We start from the raw sequence: 20,265 nt of genomic DNA, 5'->3' as shown, positions 1-20,265 counted from the left end.
CCTCCAGGCGGAAATGCAGTCTTTCGCAGTCGCTGCCGGCGCGAGGACGCGCAGCATCCTCGGCCGTCATCGATGCCAGGCTCAATTCGATGCGAGGAAGCCGGCTTCCTTCATCAGGCTTTCGTGCCGCTTCTCCTCCGCCTCGATCCACTTGGCGTAATCGGCGCCGGTCAGGAAGGTCGTGTTGAAGGCGCCGCTCTTCATGAACTCCTGCCATTCCGGCGTGGCGCGCACCTTCTTGAACAGCTCGACGTAATATTCGACCTGGTCCTTCGTGGCCTTGGGCGACATGAAGATACCGCGCAGCATGAGATATTCCATCGCAAGGCCCTGCGACTTGCAGGTCGGAATGTCCTTCCAGGCCTTGCCGTCGGCGATCGGCTCGTCATAGGCCATCGGCTGGGCGTCGAACACGCAGAGCGGACGGAGCTTGCCGCCGCGCCATTGCGCGACCGCCTCGATCGGGTTGTTGACGGTCGAATCGACGTGGTTGCCGACGAGCTGCACCGCGACTTCGCCGCCGCCCTTGTAGGGAATGTAGGTGAACTTGGCGTCGATGGCCTTCTCGATCCCGACCGTGATGATCTGGTCTTCCTGCTTGGATCCAGTGCCGCCCATCTTGAACGTGCCGCTTGGTGCCTTCTTCGCGGCCTCGACATAGTCCTTGACGGAATTGTACGGCTTCTCGGCATTCACCCAAAGCACGAACTCGTCGAGCGCGAGCATCGCAACCGGAGTCAAATCCTTCCAGTTGAAGGGGATGCCCGTCGCCAGCGGCGTCGTGAACAGGTTCGACAGCGTGATGATGATCTTGTGCGGATTGTTCGCCGACGTCTTCACATCGAGGAAGCCTTCACCGCCTGCGCCACCGGCCTTGTTGATGACGACCAGCGGCTGCTTCATCAGATTGTGCTTGGTGACGATGCCCTGGATGGTGCGCGCCATCTGATCGGCGCCGCCTCCGGTACCCGCGGGCACGATGAACTCGACCGGACGGACCGGCTCCCAGGCGGCACGGCTTGCGGTGCTGCTCGCGCACGACATCACCATTGCCGCCAACGCGACATTCAGAACGAATGGCTTCATCTTGTTCACTCCCTGTCGAACCCTCAACGCAGCCGCTCTTTGTCGGCTTGCGTCAGCCCATCCCGAGTCACATGCCCCGGGATTACCCTTGCGGTCTAGCACCCATGGCAGTCCCGATAGAAACTGTATGAGCAGGGATAACGCGCGGCATCCGCATCTTTCGGCTAAGGCTTCGCCAAGGGCGCGGCAAAACTTGCCACTCGGCCTTCCGTCCTGCGTTACGCTTCCCCGTCCTTACACTTTTGAATCGTGCAACCATTCTTGTTTGAATGGATGGTATGCGAAATGCCAGTAGACAAACAACCGGAATCGTCGGTTGGCCTCGGCGGACTAATCGTCGCAGTTCCGCTCGTCTGCGAGGGAGGGCGCTGCCAAACAGAAATGGCCCCGACAAGCGGGGCCATTTGGTCAAACAACGTGTTTTTGGCTTCTGTGCCGTCGCCCGTTCGGTGCGGGAGCGAAGGCCTTCTTACAGGCCGAAACGCGGCAAGTCTCCGTTGCGATTGGAGATTTCGGCGCTCGCCAGCAGCAAGCCGTCGATCGCGGCCATCAGGCGGGCGAACAGCGAGGAGGAGGGCGCAAGAGCGACGGAAGCGGTCTTGGACATCGGAAATCCCTTTCTTGAGAACAGTCAGTCTTGCTGTCTCATTTCTGGGAGCAATCTATGTATGCCAGATGCCAGCGTCCATGCTCTTGTTTGCATAGCAGCATTCTTTCTTCCGCATTGCGGCATAGGCGGTGAACCCTGGGCGGGCCGAGCGCCTTGACAGGGTCAGGTCGAATAGAGAATGTAATGTTATAACATTACATAGTGAGATGCCGTGTCTCGTTGTCCTCGGCCCATCCCCCTCAAGAGGCTGTTCGATCTCCATGCCCAAACTCCCCGTCACCGTCTTGTCCGGCTTCCTCGGGGCTGGAAAGACCACTTTGCTGAATCACGTCCTGAACAATCGGCACGGCTTGAAAGTGGCGGTAATCGTGAACGACATGAGCGAGGTGAACATCGATGCGGACCTGGTCCGCGATGGTGGTGCCAACCTCTCGCGGACTGATGAGAAACTGGTGGAGATGACCAACGGTTGCATCTGCTGCACTCTGCGCGACGATCTCCTGAGGGAAGTACGTGCGCTCGCCGAAAGCGGGCGCTTCGATTATCTGCTGATCGAATCGACGGGCATTTCGGAGCCGCTCCCGGTCGCAGCGACGTTCGATTTCCGCTCGGAAGAGGGCGAAAGCCTCTCCGACATCGCTCACCTGGACACGATGGTGACGGTGGTCGACGCCGCCAACCTGCTGAAGGACTATTCCTCGACCGAGTTCCTCGGCGAGCGCGGCGAGGCGCTGGACGGCGACAAGCGGACGCTGGTCGATCTCCTCGTGGAGCAGATCGAGTTCGCCGACGTGATCGTCCTCAACAAGGTGGACGATGCCTCGCCGCAACAGCGCGAGGCGGCACGGCAGATCATCCGCTCGTTGAATCCCGAAGCCGACATCATCGAGGCCAATCACAGCCGCGTGCCGTTCGACCGCGTGCTCAACACCGGCCGGTTCGACTTCGAGAAGGCCCAGCAGCATCCGCTCTGGTACAAGGAGCTCTATGGTTTCGCCGACCACGTGCCTGAAACGCAGGAATATGGCGTGAAGAACTTCGTCTACCGCGCCCGCCGGCCGTTCGATCCGGCGAAGTTCGACAAGTTCGTCAAGGCATCCTGGCCAGGCGTGATCCGGGCGAAGGGTCATTTCTGGCTGGCGACGAGGCCGCAATGGATTGGCGAGATCAGCCAGGCGGGAGCGATTGTGAGGACCGAAGCGCTGGGGTTCTGGTGGGCGAGCGTTCCAAAGGAGCGGTGGCCGAACGATGAGGCCTGGCGCAAGCGGCTCGGCCAGTATTGGGACAAGCTGTACGGCGATCGTCGCCAGGAGATCGTGTTCATCGGCACTGGCATGGACGAGGCCGAGATCCGTGGCAGGCTGGACGCATGCCTTGTCCCTGATACGTCCACCATGGACATCGCCGCATGGTCCGCTCTCGCCGATCCGTTTCCGGCCTGGCGTCGAGGCGATCAGTCCAACTGATCGACGTGCCTGCCAGCCACGCGACGTGAGGTCCGGGCTCGACCATCTCGGACCAGGTCTTGCAAGGGGACGGCAAAGCCGTTAGTGCTCTGCCCCCTTTCCAAGCATCATTCAGAGTGGTTCATGTCGAGCGCCTCGCCCGCCGTCTCGATCGGCATCGATTTTGGCACGAGCAACACGGTTGTTGCGCTGGCGGCGGACGACCGCCGGGTCGAAGCCATTCGCTTCGACCATGGCGGGCAGCGCCACAGCGTCTACGTGTCGGCCCTGTGCTTCTGGGAGGACCGGCCGGGCGCCGGTGCCCAGGCCGAGGGCGGGCCATGGGCGATCGAGCAGTTTCTCGAAGGACGCCACGTCTACCGCTTCCTGCAATCGTTCAAGACCTTCGCAGCGAGCTCGAGCTTCAACACCACGCAAGTCTTCCGGCAGCGCTACAAATTCGAGGACATCCTGGCGGCGTTCCTGCGCACGCTGGCGCGCCATGGCGGGGACAAGTTCGGCTTCGAGGCGGCGAACATCACGGTCGGCCGCCCTGTGCGCTTTGCCGGCGGCAATCCCGACGAGGCGCTGGCGATGCAGCGCTACCGCGCCGCGTTCGAGCGCTTGGGCGCCGGCCACGCGCGCTATGTCTACGAGCCCGTGGGCGCGGCATTCTCGTTTGCCCGCAGGCTGGAGCGCGATGCCACCGTGCTGGTGGCCGATTTCGGCGGCGGCACCAGCGACTTTTCCGTGATGCGTTTCTCGCGTACGGGCGGCGTTCTTCGCGCCGAGCCGCTCGGCCATGCCGGCATCGGCGTTGCCGGCGACACCTTCGACTATCGCATCGTCGACCACATCGTGTCGCCGCGGCTCGGCAAGGGCTCCAGCTTCCGCTCGTTCGACAAGGTGCTGCCGGTCCCGACCGGGCACTACACGAACCTGGCGCGCTGGCATCAGCTCGCGATGATGAAGAGCAACGGCGATCTGCGCGAGCTCCGCGAGCTCGCGCGCACCGCGCTGAAGCCCGAGCTGCTCGAGGACTTCATCACTATCGTCGATCTCGACCTCGGCTTTGCGCTTTACCGCGCGGTGTCCGACGCCAAGGTGGCGCTCTCGGCGCAGGACGAGGTGGACTTCCGCTTTAGGGGCGGCGGCGTCGACATCGGCGCGGCCATCACGCGGAAGAAATTCGAAGCCTGGATTGCCGACGACATCGCCCGGTTAGGTGCCACCGTCGACAAGGTGCTGGCCGAGGCCCGCATCGCCTCGCGCGAGGTGGAGAAGGTGTTTCTGACCGGCGGCACCTCGTTTGTGCCTGCGGTCCGAAAATTGTTCGCCGACCGCTTCGGCAACGAGCGCCTGATGTCCGGCGACCAGTTCGAGTCGATCGCCTATGGCCTGGCGCTGATCGGGCACAGTCCGGATCCCGAGCGCTGGACGGCAGGCGGAGGGCCTGCCGCGAAGGCATAGCAGGCGGCGTTCGGCGTCTGTGCGGCGACGCTGTTCGATCGCTATTTCTGCTGAATTCGGTTCAGGTAGTCGATCACCGCGAGAATGCGAGTCCGCACGACGACCTCCGGGTTCTGCTGCGGCCCTGCCTTTTGCCAATAATAAGAATCGACGGCGTGAGGCAGGTTGACGATGGGGTTGAACCGCTCGCCCCAGATCGGCATTTCACGGGTGCCGTGCGCCGGAACCGATTTCGACCCGTATATGGTTTCGTAAACGGCGTTGGTGGGAAACACCCCGTTGTTGTTCTTGGTCAACATGGTCAAGTCGGAAGGCCGGGTCTTGAGCTGGCTGCTGACGGGGCCGCTGCCCTTTGCGTCGGCGCCATGACAGCTCGCGCAGGAAGACTGAAATTCCGCCTTGCCGATATCGACGTCTTCGCCCTTGGCCGCGGTGACGAAACCGGCGGCAACACCGGCAATGATCAACCATTCGACAGCAGATCGCATCATTTCGCCTCCGACGCGCGCAGGGAAGACTTCTGCTCCTAGCCGCTTCGCCGTCTTGACGGCTTGATGCATATCAAGACCGCACACCAGTGCCGCCGCGTGGGCAAAGGCGCGCTCCGCCGTGCGCGCCATCTGGCAAGTGCCGTTGGGTGGGCAAAGGCGCGCTCTTCGCGCGCCGTGCCCACCATCTTTGCGAGGTTGAGAGACCGTTGGTGGGCACGCTTCCGCCTTCGCTCTTCGAGCTACGGCGGACAAGTCGCTTGGCCCACCCTACCATACTGACCGCTATTCATTGATCTCCGGCTCGACGAGCCTGGCCAGATTACGCAGCGATTCCTGCCAGCCGAGATAGCACGCCTCCGGTGGAATGACGTCGGGGATACCGGCCTGCGTGATGTCGATCTCGATGCCGACCGAGACTTTCTTCAGGATCACGGTCACCTGGATTTCGCCGGGCAGGTTGGGGTCGTCGAATCTGTCGGTGTAGCGGAGACGTTCGCCCGGCACGAGCTCGAGATATTCGCCGCCGAACGAATGGCTGTTGCCCGTCGTGAAGTTCCGGAACGACATCTTGAACGTGCCGCCGACCTTGGGCTCGAAATGATGCACGGTGCAGGTAAAGCCGTTCGGCGGAAGCCATTTCGCCATCGCGTCGGCTTCCAGGAAGGCGCGATAGACTTTCTCCGGGCTGGTGGCGAGAACGCGGTGCAGGCGGACGGTATTGGGCATGGTTGTTATCCTCAGTGTTGATGGGCCCGAGCTGGCCTCTATGGCCCATTCATGTCACGAGGACGACCGGGACGTCGCTGATCCGACAGGACTTTGCGGATTTTTTGTCGCGGGTGCCGGGACCGCGAACCCTCATATGCGAGAACCCTGCCTGCGCAGGGACCGCAGAGCGCAGAAGCTCTCTCCTGGTTTAACCGCGCACGTGAGGAACACGGAGCGTATCGGCTTGTTGTTGGCAGTCAGAACAGGAGACAGGTCAGATGATCAAGAAGCTCATGCTGGGCGCAGTGATCGCCTCGATGATGGGATCCACCGCAATGGCGCAACCCAGTCAGCAACAGGGAGGCGCGCAATCCGGGGTGGGCGGAACAAGCGACACCACGAAGAACAATGACAAAACCAAAGGCGGCATGACGACCGGGACCTCGTCGACCGGCACCACGGACGGCTCGGGCAGCAGCACCCCTGGCGGACAATCCTCCAAGAAGAGCTCGACGCCCAAATGAGTTCAGGAGGCGCTCATTGTCGGTCTACGACCAAACGATGGGCGCAAACTTCACGACGCGGCAAGGAAGTTCTTTGCGGAGCAGCGGCGCGCTCTTTGATCGGCTCGGCCTAGGCCCCAACGTCATTCGGTGTCATTGTGAACGCCAATCTGTAACGACCTGGCGTCGGACCATCCTGCGCGCCCGCTCTTTGAAGCGATGGCGGCGAGAGCTGTCCGGCGATGACAGCGTCAACCGCATCGATATCGTAACCTGACACCAGAATGATCCAATCGGCGGCACCGTCATTGCCGCGGATTTGCTGTTCAGTGGTGGGCGAACTCGTCTTGGGCGTATCGGTCAGGAGGAGGTGGGCGCCCGTCAGCCCCGGCTTGGAGGCGAGAGCGCCAAGCGTATCGAGAAGGTGGGCCTGTAGCTCGGCGGCCCGTCCGTTGAGCGGCGACAGCCTGATGGTGGCGAGCGCGCCTGCGATGCCGCAGCCAAAGCTCGCGGCGATCCGGCACTGGCTGCGCACCATGCCGAGATGATGTGGCATCATCTTCGTCGACCACGGCGTCGGCGCATTGAGCCGGTCGAGATATCCCTTCGACGTAAGGACGTCGTAGTGCTCGAGCTCGTAGAGCACGAAGAAGCCCTCGGCATCCGTCGCGCTGGTCCAGCGCGAACCCCGGCGAAAGCCGGGAATGCTCATCCGCTCGGGAAAGTGCTCGTGCGAATGCCAGTCACCGAACTCGCTGCGCTGCTCGGCGCGGACGCTCCACCACATCGCGACGGCGGCCTTGCCGAGCAGTGACATGCTGACCTCCCTGCCTTGCGCGGGGCTACCGCATTTGAAAGCTTCTCCTTGCTGCCATCCTCGAGACGCCCGCTTTAGGCGGGCTCTCAGGATGAGGGCGGAGTGCGCGCAGGCCGCCACTAGTCATATGCGATAGCCCTGACTTTCTTGCGGACATTTTGCCTCAACACCAACAGCGGCGGCAAGGTGTCTCCGCCTGGCAAGCCGCAGCCACGACGCGATCGGAGGCGATCATGGTGCGTGGTGGACGCGAGCCAGCGGATCGCGGGACTGCGCGTCCGATCACATCGGCTCGCCGACATCGCGCCGATAATGCCTCGGCGAAGTTCCGAAGCGGCGGCGGAAACAGCGGTTGAAGTAGGACACCTCGTTGAATCCGCAGGCATAGGCGATATCGCTGATCTTCGATCGGTTGTAGCGGGAATCGAGCAGCATCTTCCGTGCCTTCTGCAACCGCAGCTCGGTGACACGTTCGGTAAAGCTCGATCCGGTCTCCTGCAGCAGTTCCTGGACGTAACGCGGCGAAAGCCCTAACTTGCGTGCAAGTTCGCTCGGCGAAAACGACGGATCAGCGAAACGCCCCCTGATATCTGCGATCACGTCCTGCAGCCGCGCGGCACGCAACCCGCGCCGCGTCGCAAGCTCGGCTGAATCGCCGCGGGCGCCGAGGGCCAGCGCGACCAGATCGATGAGATGCGTGCCGATGTTCTCCTTCAGCACGAGGTCGGCATCGATGTCGGAGTCGATGACGATGGCGAGATAGCGCTCCAGGTGACGCAAGGCCGGCGATGCAGCCAACGGCGTCAAGGCAAGGTCCTCGAAATTCGGCAGCCGCTCGGCCAGCAGCGCGCGCGGCACCGTGATGCCGCGAAAGGCGATCGGCCCATCAAGTTGCGACGCGATCGGCGCGGCGTTGGTATAGAGCATCGCCTCCCCCGCGCCGCGAATGGCTTCGCGGCCTTCCTGCCTGATTAGCGTACTCACACCGTTGAACGTGGTGCCGATGATGTAGTCGCCGCGGGTATCGGCTTCGACGTGACGCTGGGTACGAACTGCCGTCTGAATATTAGCCTCAAGCTGGGTGACCGCGATATCGCCGAGTTTCAGGAATTCGGACCGCGAGTAAAACGGCGCATCGGGAAAGAACGAAATGTCCGCCGCGCACAAATGGTCGGTGAACAGGTCGAGCCACAGCCGCTGGCGCGCACCTTCGTCAAGATGCGCGGGAAGCTGATCCGAAGCGAATACGACCTTGGACATCGTTGCACGGCAAAGTTCAGGTGTAACTTGATACCGCCGCAGAGTTTATCGCGGCGCAAGCGCTACGTGTGCGGTAAAGCGCCGCATTCTCTGCGAGAACTGATTGGCTGCGCGCGCCAGTCTAAGTCGAGCGCGCCGCTGTCAAACTTCGTCATGCTTTGAACGGGCGAATGTATCCACCGAGCAACATGGATTCCGAAAAGGGCAGACGATGCGGAATCGTCCAACTCGGGTGCAGGCCAGGACAAGAAGCCGATGGCCATGACGTGTCAGTAACTTAGCCATCGAACGAAGGCGGCAAAGGCGTGGTGCGCTACGCCTGTTGAGGGGGCGTTCCGGTAGTTTTGGAGCGCCTGCTTTGGAATTGGAATTGGGGGGTGGAGTGAAAAAGCTGACATCACTGACGGGCGCTTCATTGGCTGGCGCCTCGATCATGGTTTCTGCAGGAGCTCTGGCCGCCGACCTCTCTGTGAAGGCGCCGCCCCGACCGGCTTGGGTCGATAGCTGGGCCGGGCCTTATATCGGCGCCTATTTCGGCGCGGGTGCCGGACGTGTGACGGAATCCTCGACGGGCCGTTTCGGTAACAGTTCTGTCTCGACAAACGCCGGTGTTGTGACGTCGAGCTCGACCCTGGCCGGAACGACCGCGAGCAATCTTGCGGGCGATGTGACCGGTTCGATGGTCGACCTGTTCGCGGGGTATAATTGGCAGGCCGGGAGTATCGTGGCGGGCGGACAGGTCGAAGGCACGGTCTTTTCCGATGTCGCGTTGAAGCCGTTCGGCAACGAGACGCTCAACAGCGTCAGCACCAACGTGCTGCTCGGGGCGGTGACCTCGACGGGTGCCCGCACGGCGATCGTGCAGAGCAACCAGCAGCTGCGCTCGCGGGTCGGGCTGATCGGCCGGGTCGGTTTTCTCGCGCGTCCGGATCTGCTGCTGTATGGCCTCGGCGGCCTCGAGCTCGGTCACTTTACCTTTGCCGACGGCGCCGATCCTTTCGGCGGTGACAACAACAAATGGGTTGCCGGCTACACGGTCGGCGCCGGCGGCGAGCTGAAGCTGACCGGCAATTGGTCGCTGCGCGGCGAGTATCGGTATCTGAACGTTGGCTTCAACCGGAGCGCAGCCGCCAGCTCAACCGCCAGCTCGGCGACGGGCGCAACCACGTCCGTCTCGACTAGCAGTCAATCCTTTTCGTCACGCATAAATGCTGATTTCCACCTGGCCAAGATCGGTCTGGTCTACCAATTCGGTGATTCCGGGCCGCTGTCCGCAATGGCGGCGATACCTTCGGCAGCACGCGGGTCTTCATTCGCAGGCGCCTGGGGTGACAGCTGGGCCGGCCCCTATATCGGTGCTTACGTCAGCGCCGGCGCCGGGCGGGCAAGGCAGACCTCCACGAGAATCGACGACGAAGGCAATGCCAGCAGTCTCGGCGGGTCGTCGGCGTTCACGCGATCAGGATTCGGCAATCTCGCCGGCGACATGACCGGTTCGATGGTCGATCTGTTCGCGGGCTACAATTGGCGAACCGGCAATGTCGTGGTCGGCGGGCAGATCGAAGGCACCCTGTTCAGCGACGTCACCACAAGGATGGTCGGCAACGAGGCATACAGCTCGGTGTCGAGCGACAACGGCGTCGTCACCTCGACAGAATCGGGGACGAACAGCATCGAGGACCGGCAGCAATTGCGCTCGAACGTCGGCGTGATCGGCCGGGCCGGTTATCTGGTGACACCGAATGTGCTGCTGTACGGCCTCGGAGGACTGGCGCTGGGGCACCTGACCTATCCCGACAATTATCCCGACCCGGAAGCGCAGGTCAGCGACAAGAACGGCAAATGGGTGGCCGGTTATGTCGCGGGCGCGGGCGGCGAGGTCAAGCTGACGGACAGCTGGTCGCTGCGCGGCGAATACCGCTACATGCATTTCGGATATGACCGTAACGAGCCGTCAGGCAACTCGTCGACGTCCGTATCGGGCGGCGGCACCAACACGTCCACCAACAGCACCGTCCACCGGCGGCATATCGATGCCGATTTCCACGTCGGCAAGGTTGGACTGGTTTACCAATTCGGCGCGTCAGGCGCGCGGTCGGCGATGGCGGCACCGCCGGGCCCGGCCTGGAGCGACGGCTGGGCGGGACCCTATATCGGTGCCTATTTTGGTGCCGGTGCCGGACGTGCGGCGGAAACCATCGCAACGAACAACAGCAGGACGAGCACGACCACCAGCGTCGGGACCACGACCTCCACCAGCACTGAATCGGCGCGCGGCCGTCCCGTCGGGGACGTGACGGGCTCGATGGTCGATCTTTTCGCGGGCTACAATTGGCGCGCCGGCAATGTCGTGGCGGGCGGGCAGATCGAAGGCTCGGTGTTCTCCGACGTTACGTTCAACACCATCGGTCCTCAGACATTCACCTCAGTCGACACCTCGAACGGAGCTGTCACCTCGCGGTTCTCGGGCTCGCAAACCGCCGCGAGCCAGGCTCCGCAGCAGCTGCGTTCGAATGTCGGCGTGATCGGCCGGGCCGGTTATCTGGTGACACCGAACGTGCTGCTCTACGGCCTCGGGGGTCTGGCGCTGGGGCATTTCACTAACGCAGACGGGGACTTCAGCCGCGGCGATTCCAGCGGCAAGTGGGTGGCCGGCTACACATTGGGCGCCGGCGGCGAAGTGAAGCTGACAGGCAATTGGTCGCTGCGTGGCGAGTATCGCTATGCGCATTACGGCTTCGACCGCAACGAAACCAGCAAATTCGCATCGAACTCGCAATCGACCGGATCCTCCAGGACCTCTGTGTCCACCGACAGCACCCATCGTCAGATCAATGCCGATTTCCACACCGGGAAGATCGGCATGGTCTACCGGTTCGGTGAAGGCGGACCGCGTTCGGCCATGGCCGCGATGCCTGGCGCCCCCAGCGACCACTGGGCGGGCCCCTATCTCGGCGCCTATTTCGCTGCCGGCGCAGGCCGCGCCCGACAGAACCTCGCCTCGACGGCCGACTCCGCGCAGCAGAATTTCAATGGCGCCGTGCTAACGACGAATGGCGTCGTCAGCACGACGACCCGCGGCAATGCCGTCGGCGACACGATGGGCTCGATGGTCGACCTGTTCGCAGGCTACAATTGGCGAGCCGGCAATGTCGTGGCCGGCGGTCAGATCGAAGGCACGCTGTTCTCCGATGTCGCGTTCAAGACGGTCGGCGAGCAAACGAGGAATACCCGGCAAGTTTCCAACGGTGTCGTGACGACAGGTGTCAATCAGGTGGCGATGCAGGCCAGCGAGCAATTGCGCTCGAACGTCGGCGTGATCGGCCGGGCCGGCTATCTCGTGACCCCGAACTTGATGCTTTACGGTCTCGGCGGCCTGGCGCTGGGCCATTTCACTTTTCCCGATCCCGGCAATTTCGAAGGGCCCAACGGCAAGTGGGTGGCGGGTTATACGGCCGGCGCGGGCGGCGAGTTCAAGCTGACGCAGCGATGGTCATTGCGCGGCGAATATCGCTACATGCACTTCGACATCGACCGCAACGAGACACGGACCAGCTCGAGCACGCAGACCCTGGGCACCACGACCATTTTCAGGTCGAACGCAGACACCACGTCGCGAAAGACCAGTGCGGATATTCACATTGCGAAGATCGGTGCCGTCTATGGCTTCTGCTATTGCGACTAGGTGCACGGTGGCAAACGCGCATGCAGATGGTGGTTGCGATCACCTCTGTGAAATAGGCAGGCGAAAAGCCGCTACTGAATCGTTCCATGGGTGCGCCGCCTCTCGGCGCAATTTGAGGGAAGTCATGAAATCCATCGTCTCTGCTGCCCTTCTGGCCTCGGCTGTGTGTCTCTCCCACGCCGCCTCCGCGGCCGATCTTGCCAGGGCCTACACCAAGGCGCCGCCCGCGCCGGTCGCATTCAGCTGGACCGGTTTTTACGCCGGCGTGCATGGCGGTTATGGCTGGAGCGATCCGACGGCGACCTTCGATCCCGGCGCGCTCGCAACCGGGACGGTGCCCGGCTATGTCGTCACGGGCGGGACTGGGCCGTTCACCCTGGATGTGAGCCCCAAGGGCGGATTCGGCGGCGGCCAAATCGGCTATAACTGGCAGTCCGGCACGTTCGTGTACGGCCTGGAAGCGGATGTCAGCGGCGCTGCCATCAGAGAGACGGCGAGCCGCCCCTTCAGCGTCACCGGAACGATCGGCGGCGACAATGGCGCCTTCACCGGCGTATTCAATCTCAAGCAGGAAATCGACGTCTTCGGCACGGTCCGCGGACGTCTCGGATACGCGGCGAACAATGTGCTGATCTACGGTACCGGTGGCTTCGCCTGGGGCCACGTCAAGAACAGCATCTTCACCTCCAACCTTGCCACGCCGAACATCGCCAATTTCAACGGCTTCTTCCCGGCCCTGACGCGAAGCGCGTCCTCGTCGGAGGTCCAGGTGGGCTTCTCCGTGGGTGGCGGCCTTGAATGGGCATTCGATCCGCGCTGGACGTTCAAGGCCGAGTACATCTACATCAATCTCGGAAAGTCGAACGGCAATGCTCTTGCATTCCCCGGCGCGTCCTTCACGGACACCGAGGTTCAGCTTCATAGGGCCAAGGGCGGCATCAATTATCGGTTTTGACTGAATGGATTTTGTGGTGCTTAGTGGTGGTAACGCAGGCGCGGCCAGTAGCGAACCACGGGCAGGGCAGAGCAAGTCTGCTCTGCCCCGAACTCAGACGTCAACTTGTTCGGCTATCGCGAGGGCGTCATCGACCCCGATGTCGAAATAATCGAACGGTACTCTCGGTCTTCCGAGACTAGCCGCTGAGCAAAAGAGGAGTCCGAGTCAATCGGTGGTGCCGGATGAACGAGTTATCAAGCACTTTCGACGGCCTCTTCAAAAGTGAATTCTCGATCAATCAAATGGTTGGCCGGAGCGTCACGTATGTGCGCCGGGGCAAGTTGCTGGGCGGCAATTCAGGGTTTGCTCATATCGGGAATTACCATGTCGAGGGGGACTCAATCCGTGTCGATGTGACCAGCCGACGACACAATTTTGGCGCTGATCATCAGTCTTTGCTGGGTTCCGACGTCTCGTCAATTTCCGTCGTTGGAAGAGCCGTTGGCAAGGCGTTTCACTTCGAGGGCAGTTCCCCGCAGGTGCCGGGTGCCGTCTTTCGATCCATCATGACCCCGCTGGATGAAAGCGACCTTCCGGCGCCCGGGATGATTGGTGAAGGTGGCATTTCCAACGGATTGTACTCCATCCATCTGAAAATCTTGGACGGCGTCCCCGGCGGCCTGACTGGAGTGATGCTATTGAACAACGGCCGTATCCTGGGTGGCGATGCCTTCTTCTACTATCTGGGGTCATATTCCTCCTCCAGCGGTCGATGGAGAGGGCAGATGGTCAATCAAGAGCATACGCCGGCGCGAGGGGAAGACCCGGTATTCGGCGGACACGAGATTGGAATTGGTTTTTCCGGGACGTGCGATGCCAAGGGCGGTTTCCTCGAGGGCACGGCGCTTGCGGGCAAGCGCAGCATCAGGTTCGAAGCTGATCTGAAATTGATCTGCGCTGCTTAGGGAGCGCGAAAGCCGAGGGCGCAGCTGCCGCGCGACGCCGCGCCGCACACCCATCATTTTTCCAAGCTCAAGTAGTCGAAATAGAGATAAGCTACTTGAAGTTGTCAACCGAACCGCGGCGTAGCTCGCGAACCGGCCTGTCCTAGTCGCTTTGAGCACTTGTGGAGGAGGAGATGAAACGGCTGCTATTCGTTGGGCTTGTCGCGCTTCAATCGATCGGTATCGGATTGGCTCATGCCCAATCCGACGACTTAGCCAGACGCATCGAGCTGGGCATGAGGCTTATTAAAGTAGGATGCCCTACCGGCTCGGCAACGCAGAAAACAGAAGTGAAGGGAAATGCGACCGGTCGCATTACACTGTTGAGACCTGCTGACGCATCCGCCGACGCCAGTGTCAACTTCACGAAGGAGGAAGCCCACGGGCTGGTGGCTGCACTGCAAAAAGAAGTAACTGACAGCGGAGTCAAACTCTCTGAGCGACAGCTCGATTGCCTAAAGCCCTATATCGACCGAATCTTCGAAGAGCTTTTCCCGAACAAGAAATCAGGTACACGCGATGAAAAGCGTTTAGCTCTTGCAGACCTTCATACTGCATTCAGAAAGATTGCAAGGCACGCGTATGGAGAGCAGATTGGTCCCCCTTTGACGTACGGGGTTAGCATCAATGACGACAAAATTGAGATATCCAACAGATCTTCGGCTTATTGGGCTCGCCTCGGCGATCTCAAACCAGAACCGGAATTTGTAACGCACGCTCCGGGGCTTCCACATCTCAGATTATATTGCCTGCTAAGCGACTGCGTGTCTCAGGTCTACAAAGATGGAAATTCCGAAAAAAGAAGCTACGCCCCAGTCTATGTAAAAATCGGAGCAGACCCGAAGCCGCTTGAGAATGCATTTGCTCGCGTGATCCGCCTATATTGAATCTAGCAGTTGTTGTGTCGCTTTTTTCCGCTCTCTGAGAGTTCCTGAGGGAGTGGACGGGTTTGAGCCTGAATCGGGCTAGAGGTCTTTTGGCGCAACCCCCGATTCACTTATCTTAATGAGCTGCGCACTTCCTCTTCTCTACTCTTAGACCGTTCAAGTCTTATGGCGAGGGCGTCGATGCAGAACCACCGCACGATTGTGTTTGTCGAACGGCTGAACGAACTCTCTTCCCAACTTGCAGAACTAGAAGAACTCCGCCTCAAGGTCGAAGAGGCGGAGCGACTCGCCTGCGCTGTGCATACGTCGCGTTCGCCCGGACCTCTGACCACCCGCTGGAAACACAAATGCGCGCCAGACGCCGCGACATAGATTGGCACTTCGCCACTGTTGTCGTGACGCTGCTCTGGCTAGCGTGCTTTCTGCGACGCTGTTCGTGGTCCTTTTGCGTGGGCACCCCTGAGAGGAGTGACAGTCAGTGAAAGTCGCGTATTGGCTTGTCGCTGACGTCCTTGCGCCTCGCGAGACTGCGATACCGCCGCCAAAGCTCTGGCGATCCGGCACTGGCTGCGCACCATGCCGAGATGATGCGGCATCATCTTCGTCGACTACGACGTCGGCGCATTGAGCCGCTCGAGATAGCCAACGAGCACTGACGCCGATGAGCCTCATCCTGAGGAGGCGCGTGAGCGCCGTCTCGAAGGACGAGGCGTGCGCGCAGGCCGCCACCAGTCATATGCGATAGCCCTGGCTTCTTGCGGACACTTTGCTTCAACACCGACGGCGGCGGCAAGGTGTCCCCGCTCGGCAAGCCGAAGCCACAATTCCGCTATCGTTACCTCGTTCAACTCCTGCGGGAAATCAGGAGAACTTTCGTTGCGCAGCACGCTTTGGGCTTTCGCTATCACGCTCTGCTGTCTTGGTTCGCCGGCCGCGGCTGTGGGCATTCAGTTGCTCGATGCCGATCCAGCGCTGTCAGGCGCGATCTGGTATCCGTGCGCGGCGGAGCCCACGCATGTGGCGCTGGGCCGTTTATCGGTCGCCGCCGATTTCGACCTGAAGGGCGTGAAGGATTGCCCCGTCACGGGCGCAAAGCTGCCGCTCGTCATCTACTCGCACGGACGGGGTGGATTTTTCGGCCAGCAGCACGACACGGCGGAGGCGCTGGCCGATGCCGGGTTCATCGTCGCCGCCATCAATCATCCCGGCGATACGGTCGGCGATCCCTCGAGGCGCGATACGCTGTCGGTCTAGGGATCGCGTCCGACCGACATCGTGCGCCTGCTCGATTTTCTGTTGAACGACTGGAAGGACAGGGCGGTGATCGATCCTGCCCGGGTCGGCTTCGTCGGTTTCTCGCTCGGAGGGGCGACCGGCCTCGTGCTGATGGGGATCAAGCCGGATTTCGCCAGGGTCGCCAGCCTCTGCAAGGAGACGACCGGCATGTGCGCACAGCCTCACAACGGCGAGACGCCGCCCGAGCCGATACAGGACGCGCGCATTCGCGCCGCCGTCATCGTTGATCCCGCACCGGCGACCCTGACGCGGGACACCGCGGACGGTGTAATGCTAAGGGACACGACGAGCGACCATGGTGCGAGCTACGATCTGATTGCAATTAAGCCGGACCGCGCCCCAGTTGACCTCGCCTCCGTGCTGCCGCCGGCCCGTTTATTTGTGCGTGCCACCTGGGGAATACCTGATTAGTTCGGCTGTACTTCTTCCGCTTCTGGCCCTTGGCAGACCTATTGCGGCTTCGTGTTCGACAGCAGCTTTTGACCCGAAGCAGTCATTGCACCCGGTCTCACGAAAAAAGTGCTAAGCTGATCTTCCCACAGGCGTGATCCCTAGAGGGAGCGACGCATGCGACGGCGGGAATTCATAGCCTTCAGCGGTGCCGTAGCAATCCTCCCATATACTGCGGGGGCTCAGGCCCAAGTCCGCCGCGTGGGTGCGCTCCTAGCTAGCCCTCTAAGCAGGCCGATTCTCGAAAGAGTATTGAAGGAGAAAGGATGGCTGTTGGGTCAGAACCTGCTCATAGACTATTGCATAAGCGATGGCGATACTGAGGAGAGCCGCAAGTGCGCGCGCGAATTGATCTCGTTGAAGCCTGATGTCTTGTTCGCGGTTACCAACACGTCGATGGCGTCACTGCAAGCTGAGGGGTCTAATATCCCGACCGTATTCGCGATGGTCAGCGATCCGATTGGAATGCGCTATGTCGAGACTTTCGCGCGGCCCGGTCGTAATGTTACCGGGTTCACTGCCTTTGTACCATCTCTCGGGGGTAAGTGGGTCTCCCTGCTGAAGGAAATCGCGCCGCAGATTGAGCGGATCGGCGTTGTCTACAACCCAGAACTAGGGAATAACTCTGCTGCGTTTCTCGCTTCGATAAAGGCCGTCGCACAAACCTCCGGAGTGGTTTCGGTGGAGACGCCCCACGGCGATAGCTCCAGCATCGAACGGCTAATCGTATCTCTCCAAGACACGCGGAACGCTGGTCTTGTTTTTCTACCTGACGCACTGACTGCCGCACGACGGAAGGAAATGACCGCGCTTGTTGCTAAGTGCAGGTTGCCCGCGATCTACTTCCTACGACTATTCTGCGATGTAGGGGGTCTTGTTTCGTATGGAGTAAACCTCAATAAAATATATGCAGGCGCGGCATCCTACGTTGATCGAATTTTGCGCGGCGCCAATCCGGCAGACCTGCCAGTGCAAGCTCCGACCGAATTCGAATTCATCATCAACCGCAAGACCGCGAGGGTGCTCGGCTTGGAATTACCTGAAAGCCTCCTAGCCCGCGCCGATGAAGTTATCGAATAGAGAGCCGACTTCCGCTTGTGGCCCATCGCAGACGTCCCGGGCGGCCACACAAGCGAATGTGCGGTGAATCGTTCTTAGCGTGTAACCCCGACGCTTCCATCTTAATCCATCGACCTAAAATTTAATGCCGGAAGAAAGTGACGAAATCCGACCGGCTGCATGCTCCCAACGGATTATCCTGTTGCCTCACCAGAGGAGGTGACCATGGTACAATTTATTCCGACTTCCATCACACGACGAAGCATGGTCGCAGGAATGGCGCTGACCGCCGCCCCGACGACTGCATTGCAGGGAGCGAGTAAGGCATACGCGCAGGCCCAGCAAACCTCGCCTGAGAAAAGTCTGTATGAGCGGCTGGGCGGCGTTTTTGCTATTGCGGCCGTGGTGGATCACTTCAGCGACGCTGTCGTGAAGAATCCCGTCGTGGGCCAGAAGTCCAAGAATCCGCAACTACGAGAATGGCACACCAAGAACCTGACAAGGTTGCCGGGCCTCAAGTTCATGCGGACGCTGTGGGTCTGCGACGTTTCGGGCGGGCCCCTTAAGTTCGCAGCCACCAAGCCTGGCGCGACGCCGCTCGGACTTGAGGAAGCGCACCGCAATCTCAGAATATCTCCGGCAGAGTTCGATGAGGTCGCGGCGGAACTCGGGCGGAGCCTCGACTTTGCCAAAGTCCCTAAGCGCGAGAAAGCCGAGGTGCTGGCTGCGTTTTCCGCGCACAAGGACGAGGTTACCGCCGGGTCTGCGACGGTCGGCAAGCGCGGCTGAAGGGTGATCTTCCCGGTCTTCGCTAGCACCGACTGGCTCCGGCTGGGCGGGGACGTTAGATTGCGCCGCCAATCCGTCCGGTTGTGGCCCATGCTGACGTCCCTCGCGCTGACGTCCGATAAACGCCCTTGGACTCCAGATCTCTGCAGCCCTTCCGCGAACAGCGTGTGGTCGGGGATCCGCTCCGATGTGCAGCAGCCAGCGCCGGATGTGCGCTCCCGACATGACATCCACGATGACATAATACCCCTGTTTTGCCCGACGGGGCAGAATTTTTTCGTCGAATCAGAAATATCGTTGCGTGCCAGTGGGATGGCTACTGTGCATGGGGTTGTTTTCCAGTTTTGATTTTGAGCCTGCGATTGCACGCCTTCCCAAGCAAAAGGGGCCGCCCCTTCGGACGGCCCCTTTGGTCTCGTGAAATGTGGCCCGCTTACTCGGCGGCCTGCTTCTGCGGCGGGTCGAGCGCGCCGGACTTGTGGATCTCGGCGACCTGGTGATCGCTGAAGCCCAGCACCGACCGCAGGATCTCGTCGGTGTGCTCGCCGAGCAGCGGCGATCGCGTCACGTCTGCCGGGCTATCCGACAGCTTGATCGGGTTGCCGACCGAGACGTACTTGCCGCGGGTGGGGTGGTCGACCTCGACCACCGTGCCGGTGGCGCGCAGCGACTGGTCTTCCGCGATCTCCTTCATCGACAGGATCGGGCCGCAGGGGATGTCGTCCTTGTTGAGGATCTCCATCGCCTCGAACTTTGTCTTCGTCATCGTCCACTGCTCGATGCGGGCGAAGATCTCGTTCAGGCGCGGCAGGCGCGCCGCCGGCTTGGCGTAGTTCGGATCGGTCTTCCAGCTGGGTTCGCCGATCACATCGCAGATCTTCTCCCAGACCGGGGCCTGGGTGATGAAGTAGATGTAGGCGTTGGGATCGGTCTCCCAGCCCTTGCACTTCAGGATGCGGCCGGGCTGGCCGCCGCCGGAATCGTTGCCGGCGCGCGGCACGGCGTCGCCGAACGGCACGCCTTCGCCGAACTGGCTGTATTCCTTCAGCGGGCCGTGGGCGAGGCGCTGCTGGTCGCGCAGCTTGACGCGGCAGAGGTTGAGCACGCCGTCCTGCATCGCGGCAGTGACGCGCTGGCCCTTGCCGCTGTGGGTGCGCTGGTAGAGCGCGGTGACGATGCCGAGCGCGAGGTGCAGGCCGGTGCCGCTATCGCCGATCTGCGCGCCGGTGACGAGCGGGACGCCGTCGCGGAAGCCGGTGGTGGAGGCGGCGCCGCCGGTGCACTGGGCGACGTTCTCATAGACCTTGCAGTCTTCATACGGTCCGGGGCCAAAACCCTTGATCGAGGCGACGATCATCTTCGGGTTGATCGCCTGGATCTTCTCCCAAGGAAAGCCCATGCGGTCGAGCACGCCGGGGCCGAAATTCTCCACCAGCACGTCGCACTTCTTGATCAACTCGGTGAGGACTTCCTTGCCCTTGGGGTTTTTGGTGTCGAGCGTGATCGAGCGCTTGTTGTGGTTGAGCATGGTGAAATACAGGCTGTCCACGTTCGGGATGTCCTGCAGCTGGCCGCGGGTGATGTCACCCACGCCCGGGCGTTCCACCTTGATCACGTCGGCGCCGAACCAGGCCAGCAGCTGCGTGCAGGTCGGTCCTGACTGGACGTGGGTGAAGTCGAGAATGCGAACGCCCTCGAGCGCTTTGGTCATCGTATTGCTCCGTACTCTGTCTGCCCCTGCACCCGGCAGGGAATAAGGGTTGAGGGG

18 protein-coding genes are annotated in these 20,265 nt (G+C 61.4%); 11 read left to right on the top strand and 7 right to left on the bottom strand.

All coding sequences use genetic code 11. From position 1 onward, the window contains the following. Positions 1–81: 81 nt before the first annotated feature. Positions 82–1,086 carry a tripartite tricarboxylate transporter substrate-binding protein gene (locus I6F24_RS01100; protein WP_225145976.1) on the bottom strand — a complete coding sequence of 335 codons (1,005 nt, stop codon included), beginning with the start codon at positions 1,084–1,086 and terminating at the stop codon, positions 82–84. Between the two features lie 469 nt (positions 1,087–1,555). Continuing rightward, positions 1,556–1,693: a hypothetical protein gene (locus I6F24_RS01095; protein ID WP_167361641.1), complete on the bottom strand. Its 138-nt coding sequence runs from the start codon at positions 1,691–1,693 to the stop codon at positions 1,556–1,558. A gap of 263 nt (positions 1,694–1,956) precedes the next feature. On the opposite strand from I6F24_RS01095, the gene zigA reads away from it, so the two are divergent. Further along, a complete protein-coding gene (gene zigA, locus I6F24_RS01090) occupies positions 1,957–3,162 on the top strand; it encodes a zinc metallochaperone GTPase ZigA (protein WP_225149836.1) in 1,206 nt (401 codons plus the stop codon). 123 nt (positions 3,163–3,285) lie between these two features. Next, the gene (locus I6F24_RS01085) at positions 3,286–4,611 is read left to right on the top strand and encodes an Hsp70 family protein (protein ID WP_036023319.1); all 1,326 of its coding nucleotides are present in this window, start codon (positions 3,286–3,288) and stop codon (positions 4,609–4,611) included. Positions 4,612–4,652: 41 nt separating this feature from the next. On the opposite strand, the gene I6F24_RS01080 is transcribed toward I6F24_RS01085, so the two are convergent. Both I6F24_RS01080 and I6F24_RS01075 read right to left on the bottom strand, forming a co-directional pair. Further along, the gene (locus I6F24_RS01080) at positions 4,653–5,231 is read right to left on the bottom strand and encodes a c-type cytochrome (protein ID WP_225149835.1); all 579 of its coding nucleotides are present in this window, start codon (positions 5,229–5,231) and stop codon (positions 4,653–4,655) included. Between the two features lie 153 nt (positions 5,232–5,384). Next, positions 5,385–5,828: an SRPBCC family protein gene (locus I6F24_RS01075; RefSeq protein ID WP_225149834.1), complete on the bottom strand. Its 444-nt coding sequence runs from the start codon at positions 5,826–5,828 to the stop codon at positions 5,385–5,387. A gap of 260 nt (positions 5,829–6,088) precedes the next feature. Here I6F24_RS01075 and I6F24_RS01070 point away from each other — a divergent pair, with 260 nt between their 5' ends. Next, positions 6,089–6,334, top strand: a complete 246-nt coding sequence (locus tag I6F24_RS01070) for a hypothetical protein (protein WP_036005707.1) — start codon at positions 6,089–6,091, stop codon at positions 6,332–6,334. Between the two features lie 109 nt (positions 6,335–6,443). Here the strand turns inward: I6F24_RS01070 and I6F24_RS01065 are convergent, their stop codons facing one another. Both I6F24_RS01065 and I6F24_RS01060 read right to left on the bottom strand, forming a co-directional pair. Beyond that, on the bottom strand, positions 6,444–7,130 hold the full coding sequence (locus tag I6F24_RS01065) for a hypothetical protein (RefSeq protein WP_225149833.1): 687 nt from the start codon (positions 7,128–7,130) through the stop codon (positions 6,444–6,446). Positions 7,131–7,412: 282 nt separating this feature from the next. Then, positions 7,413–8,390, bottom strand: a complete 978-nt coding sequence (locus I6F24_RS01060) for an AraC family transcriptional regulator (RefSeq protein ID WP_109144350.1) — start codon at positions 8,388–8,390, stop codon at positions 7,413–7,415. A gap of 382 nt (positions 8,391–8,772) precedes the next feature. On the opposite strand from I6F24_RS01060, the gene I6F24_RS01055 reads away from it, so the two are divergent. The 8 genes from I6F24_RS01055 (at position 8,773) to I6F24_RS01020 (ending at position 18,497) form a co-directional block, all read left to right on the top strand. Further along, positions 8,773–12,075, top strand: coding sequence for an outer membrane beta-barrel protein (locus tag I6F24_RS01055; RefSeq protein ID WP_225149832.1), 3,303 nt, complete (start codon positions 8,773–8,775; stop codon positions 12,073–12,075). Positions 12,076–12,199: 124 nt separating this feature from the next. Then, on the top strand, positions 12,200–13,030 hold the full coding sequence (locus tag I6F24_RS01050; RefSeq protein ID WP_225149831.1) for an outer membrane beta-barrel protein: 831 nt from the start codon (positions 12,200–12,202) through the stop codon (positions 13,028–13,030). Positions 13,031–13,254: 224 nt separating this feature from the next. After that, positions 13,255–13,977 carry a GrlR family regulatory protein gene (locus tag I6F24_RS01045; protein WP_109144347.1) on the top strand — a complete coding sequence of 241 codons (723 nt, stop codon included), beginning with the start codon at positions 13,255–13,257 and terminating at the stop codon, positions 13,975–13,977. A 173-nt stretch (positions 13,978–14,150) separates the two neighbouring features. After that, positions 14,151–14,903: a hypothetical protein gene (locus I6F24_RS01040; protein ID WP_225149830.1), complete on the top strand. Its 753-nt coding sequence runs from the start codon at positions 14,151–14,153 to the stop codon at positions 14,901–14,903. 876 nt (positions 14,904–15,779) lie between these two features. Next, complete coding sequence (locus tag I6F24_RS01035; protein ID WP_225149829.1) at positions 15,780–16,157, top strand: hypothetical protein; 378 nt, start codon at positions 15,780–15,782, stop codon at positions 16,155–16,157. 21 nt (positions 16,158–16,178) lie between these two features. Continuing rightward, positions 16,179–16,610, top strand: a complete 432-nt coding sequence (locus I6F24_RS01030) for a hypothetical protein (protein WP_225149828.1) — start codon at positions 16,179–16,181, stop codon at positions 16,608–16,610. 156 nt (positions 16,611–16,766) lie between these two features. Beyond that, positions 16,767–17,729 (top strand): ABC transporter substrate-binding protein, encoded by a 963-nt coding sequence (locus I6F24_RS01025; protein ID WP_225149827.1) that lies wholly within the window; start codon positions 16,767–16,769, stop codon positions 17,727–17,729. A 204-nt stretch (positions 17,730–17,933) separates the two neighbouring features. Next, positions 17,934–18,497 (top strand): group 1 truncated hemoglobin, encoded by a 564-nt coding sequence (locus I6F24_RS01020; RefSeq protein WP_225149826.1) that lies wholly within the window; start codon positions 17,934–17,936, stop codon positions 18,495–18,497. A 433-nt stretch (positions 18,498–18,930) separates the two neighbouring features. Here the strand turns inward: I6F24_RS01020 and frc are convergent, their stop codons facing one another. After that, the gene (gene frc / locus I6F24_RS01015) at positions 18,931–20,208 is read right to left on the bottom strand and encodes a formyl-CoA transferase (protein ID WP_225144004.1); all 1,278 of its coding nucleotides are present in this window, start codon (positions 20,206–20,208) and stop codon (positions 18,931–18,933) included. Positions 20,209–20,265 lie beyond the last annotated feature (57 nt).

Source organism: Bradyrhizobium sp. BRP23 (assembly GCF_020194135.1).
GTDB classification, from domain to species: domain Bacteria; phylum Pseudomonadota; class Alphaproteobacteria; order Rhizobiales; family Xanthobacteraceae; genus Bradyrhizobium; species Bradyrhizobium yuanmingense.
The sequence above is the reverse complement of the archived record's forward strand: the minus strand, read 5'-3'. Positions and strand labels throughout refer to the sequence as shown.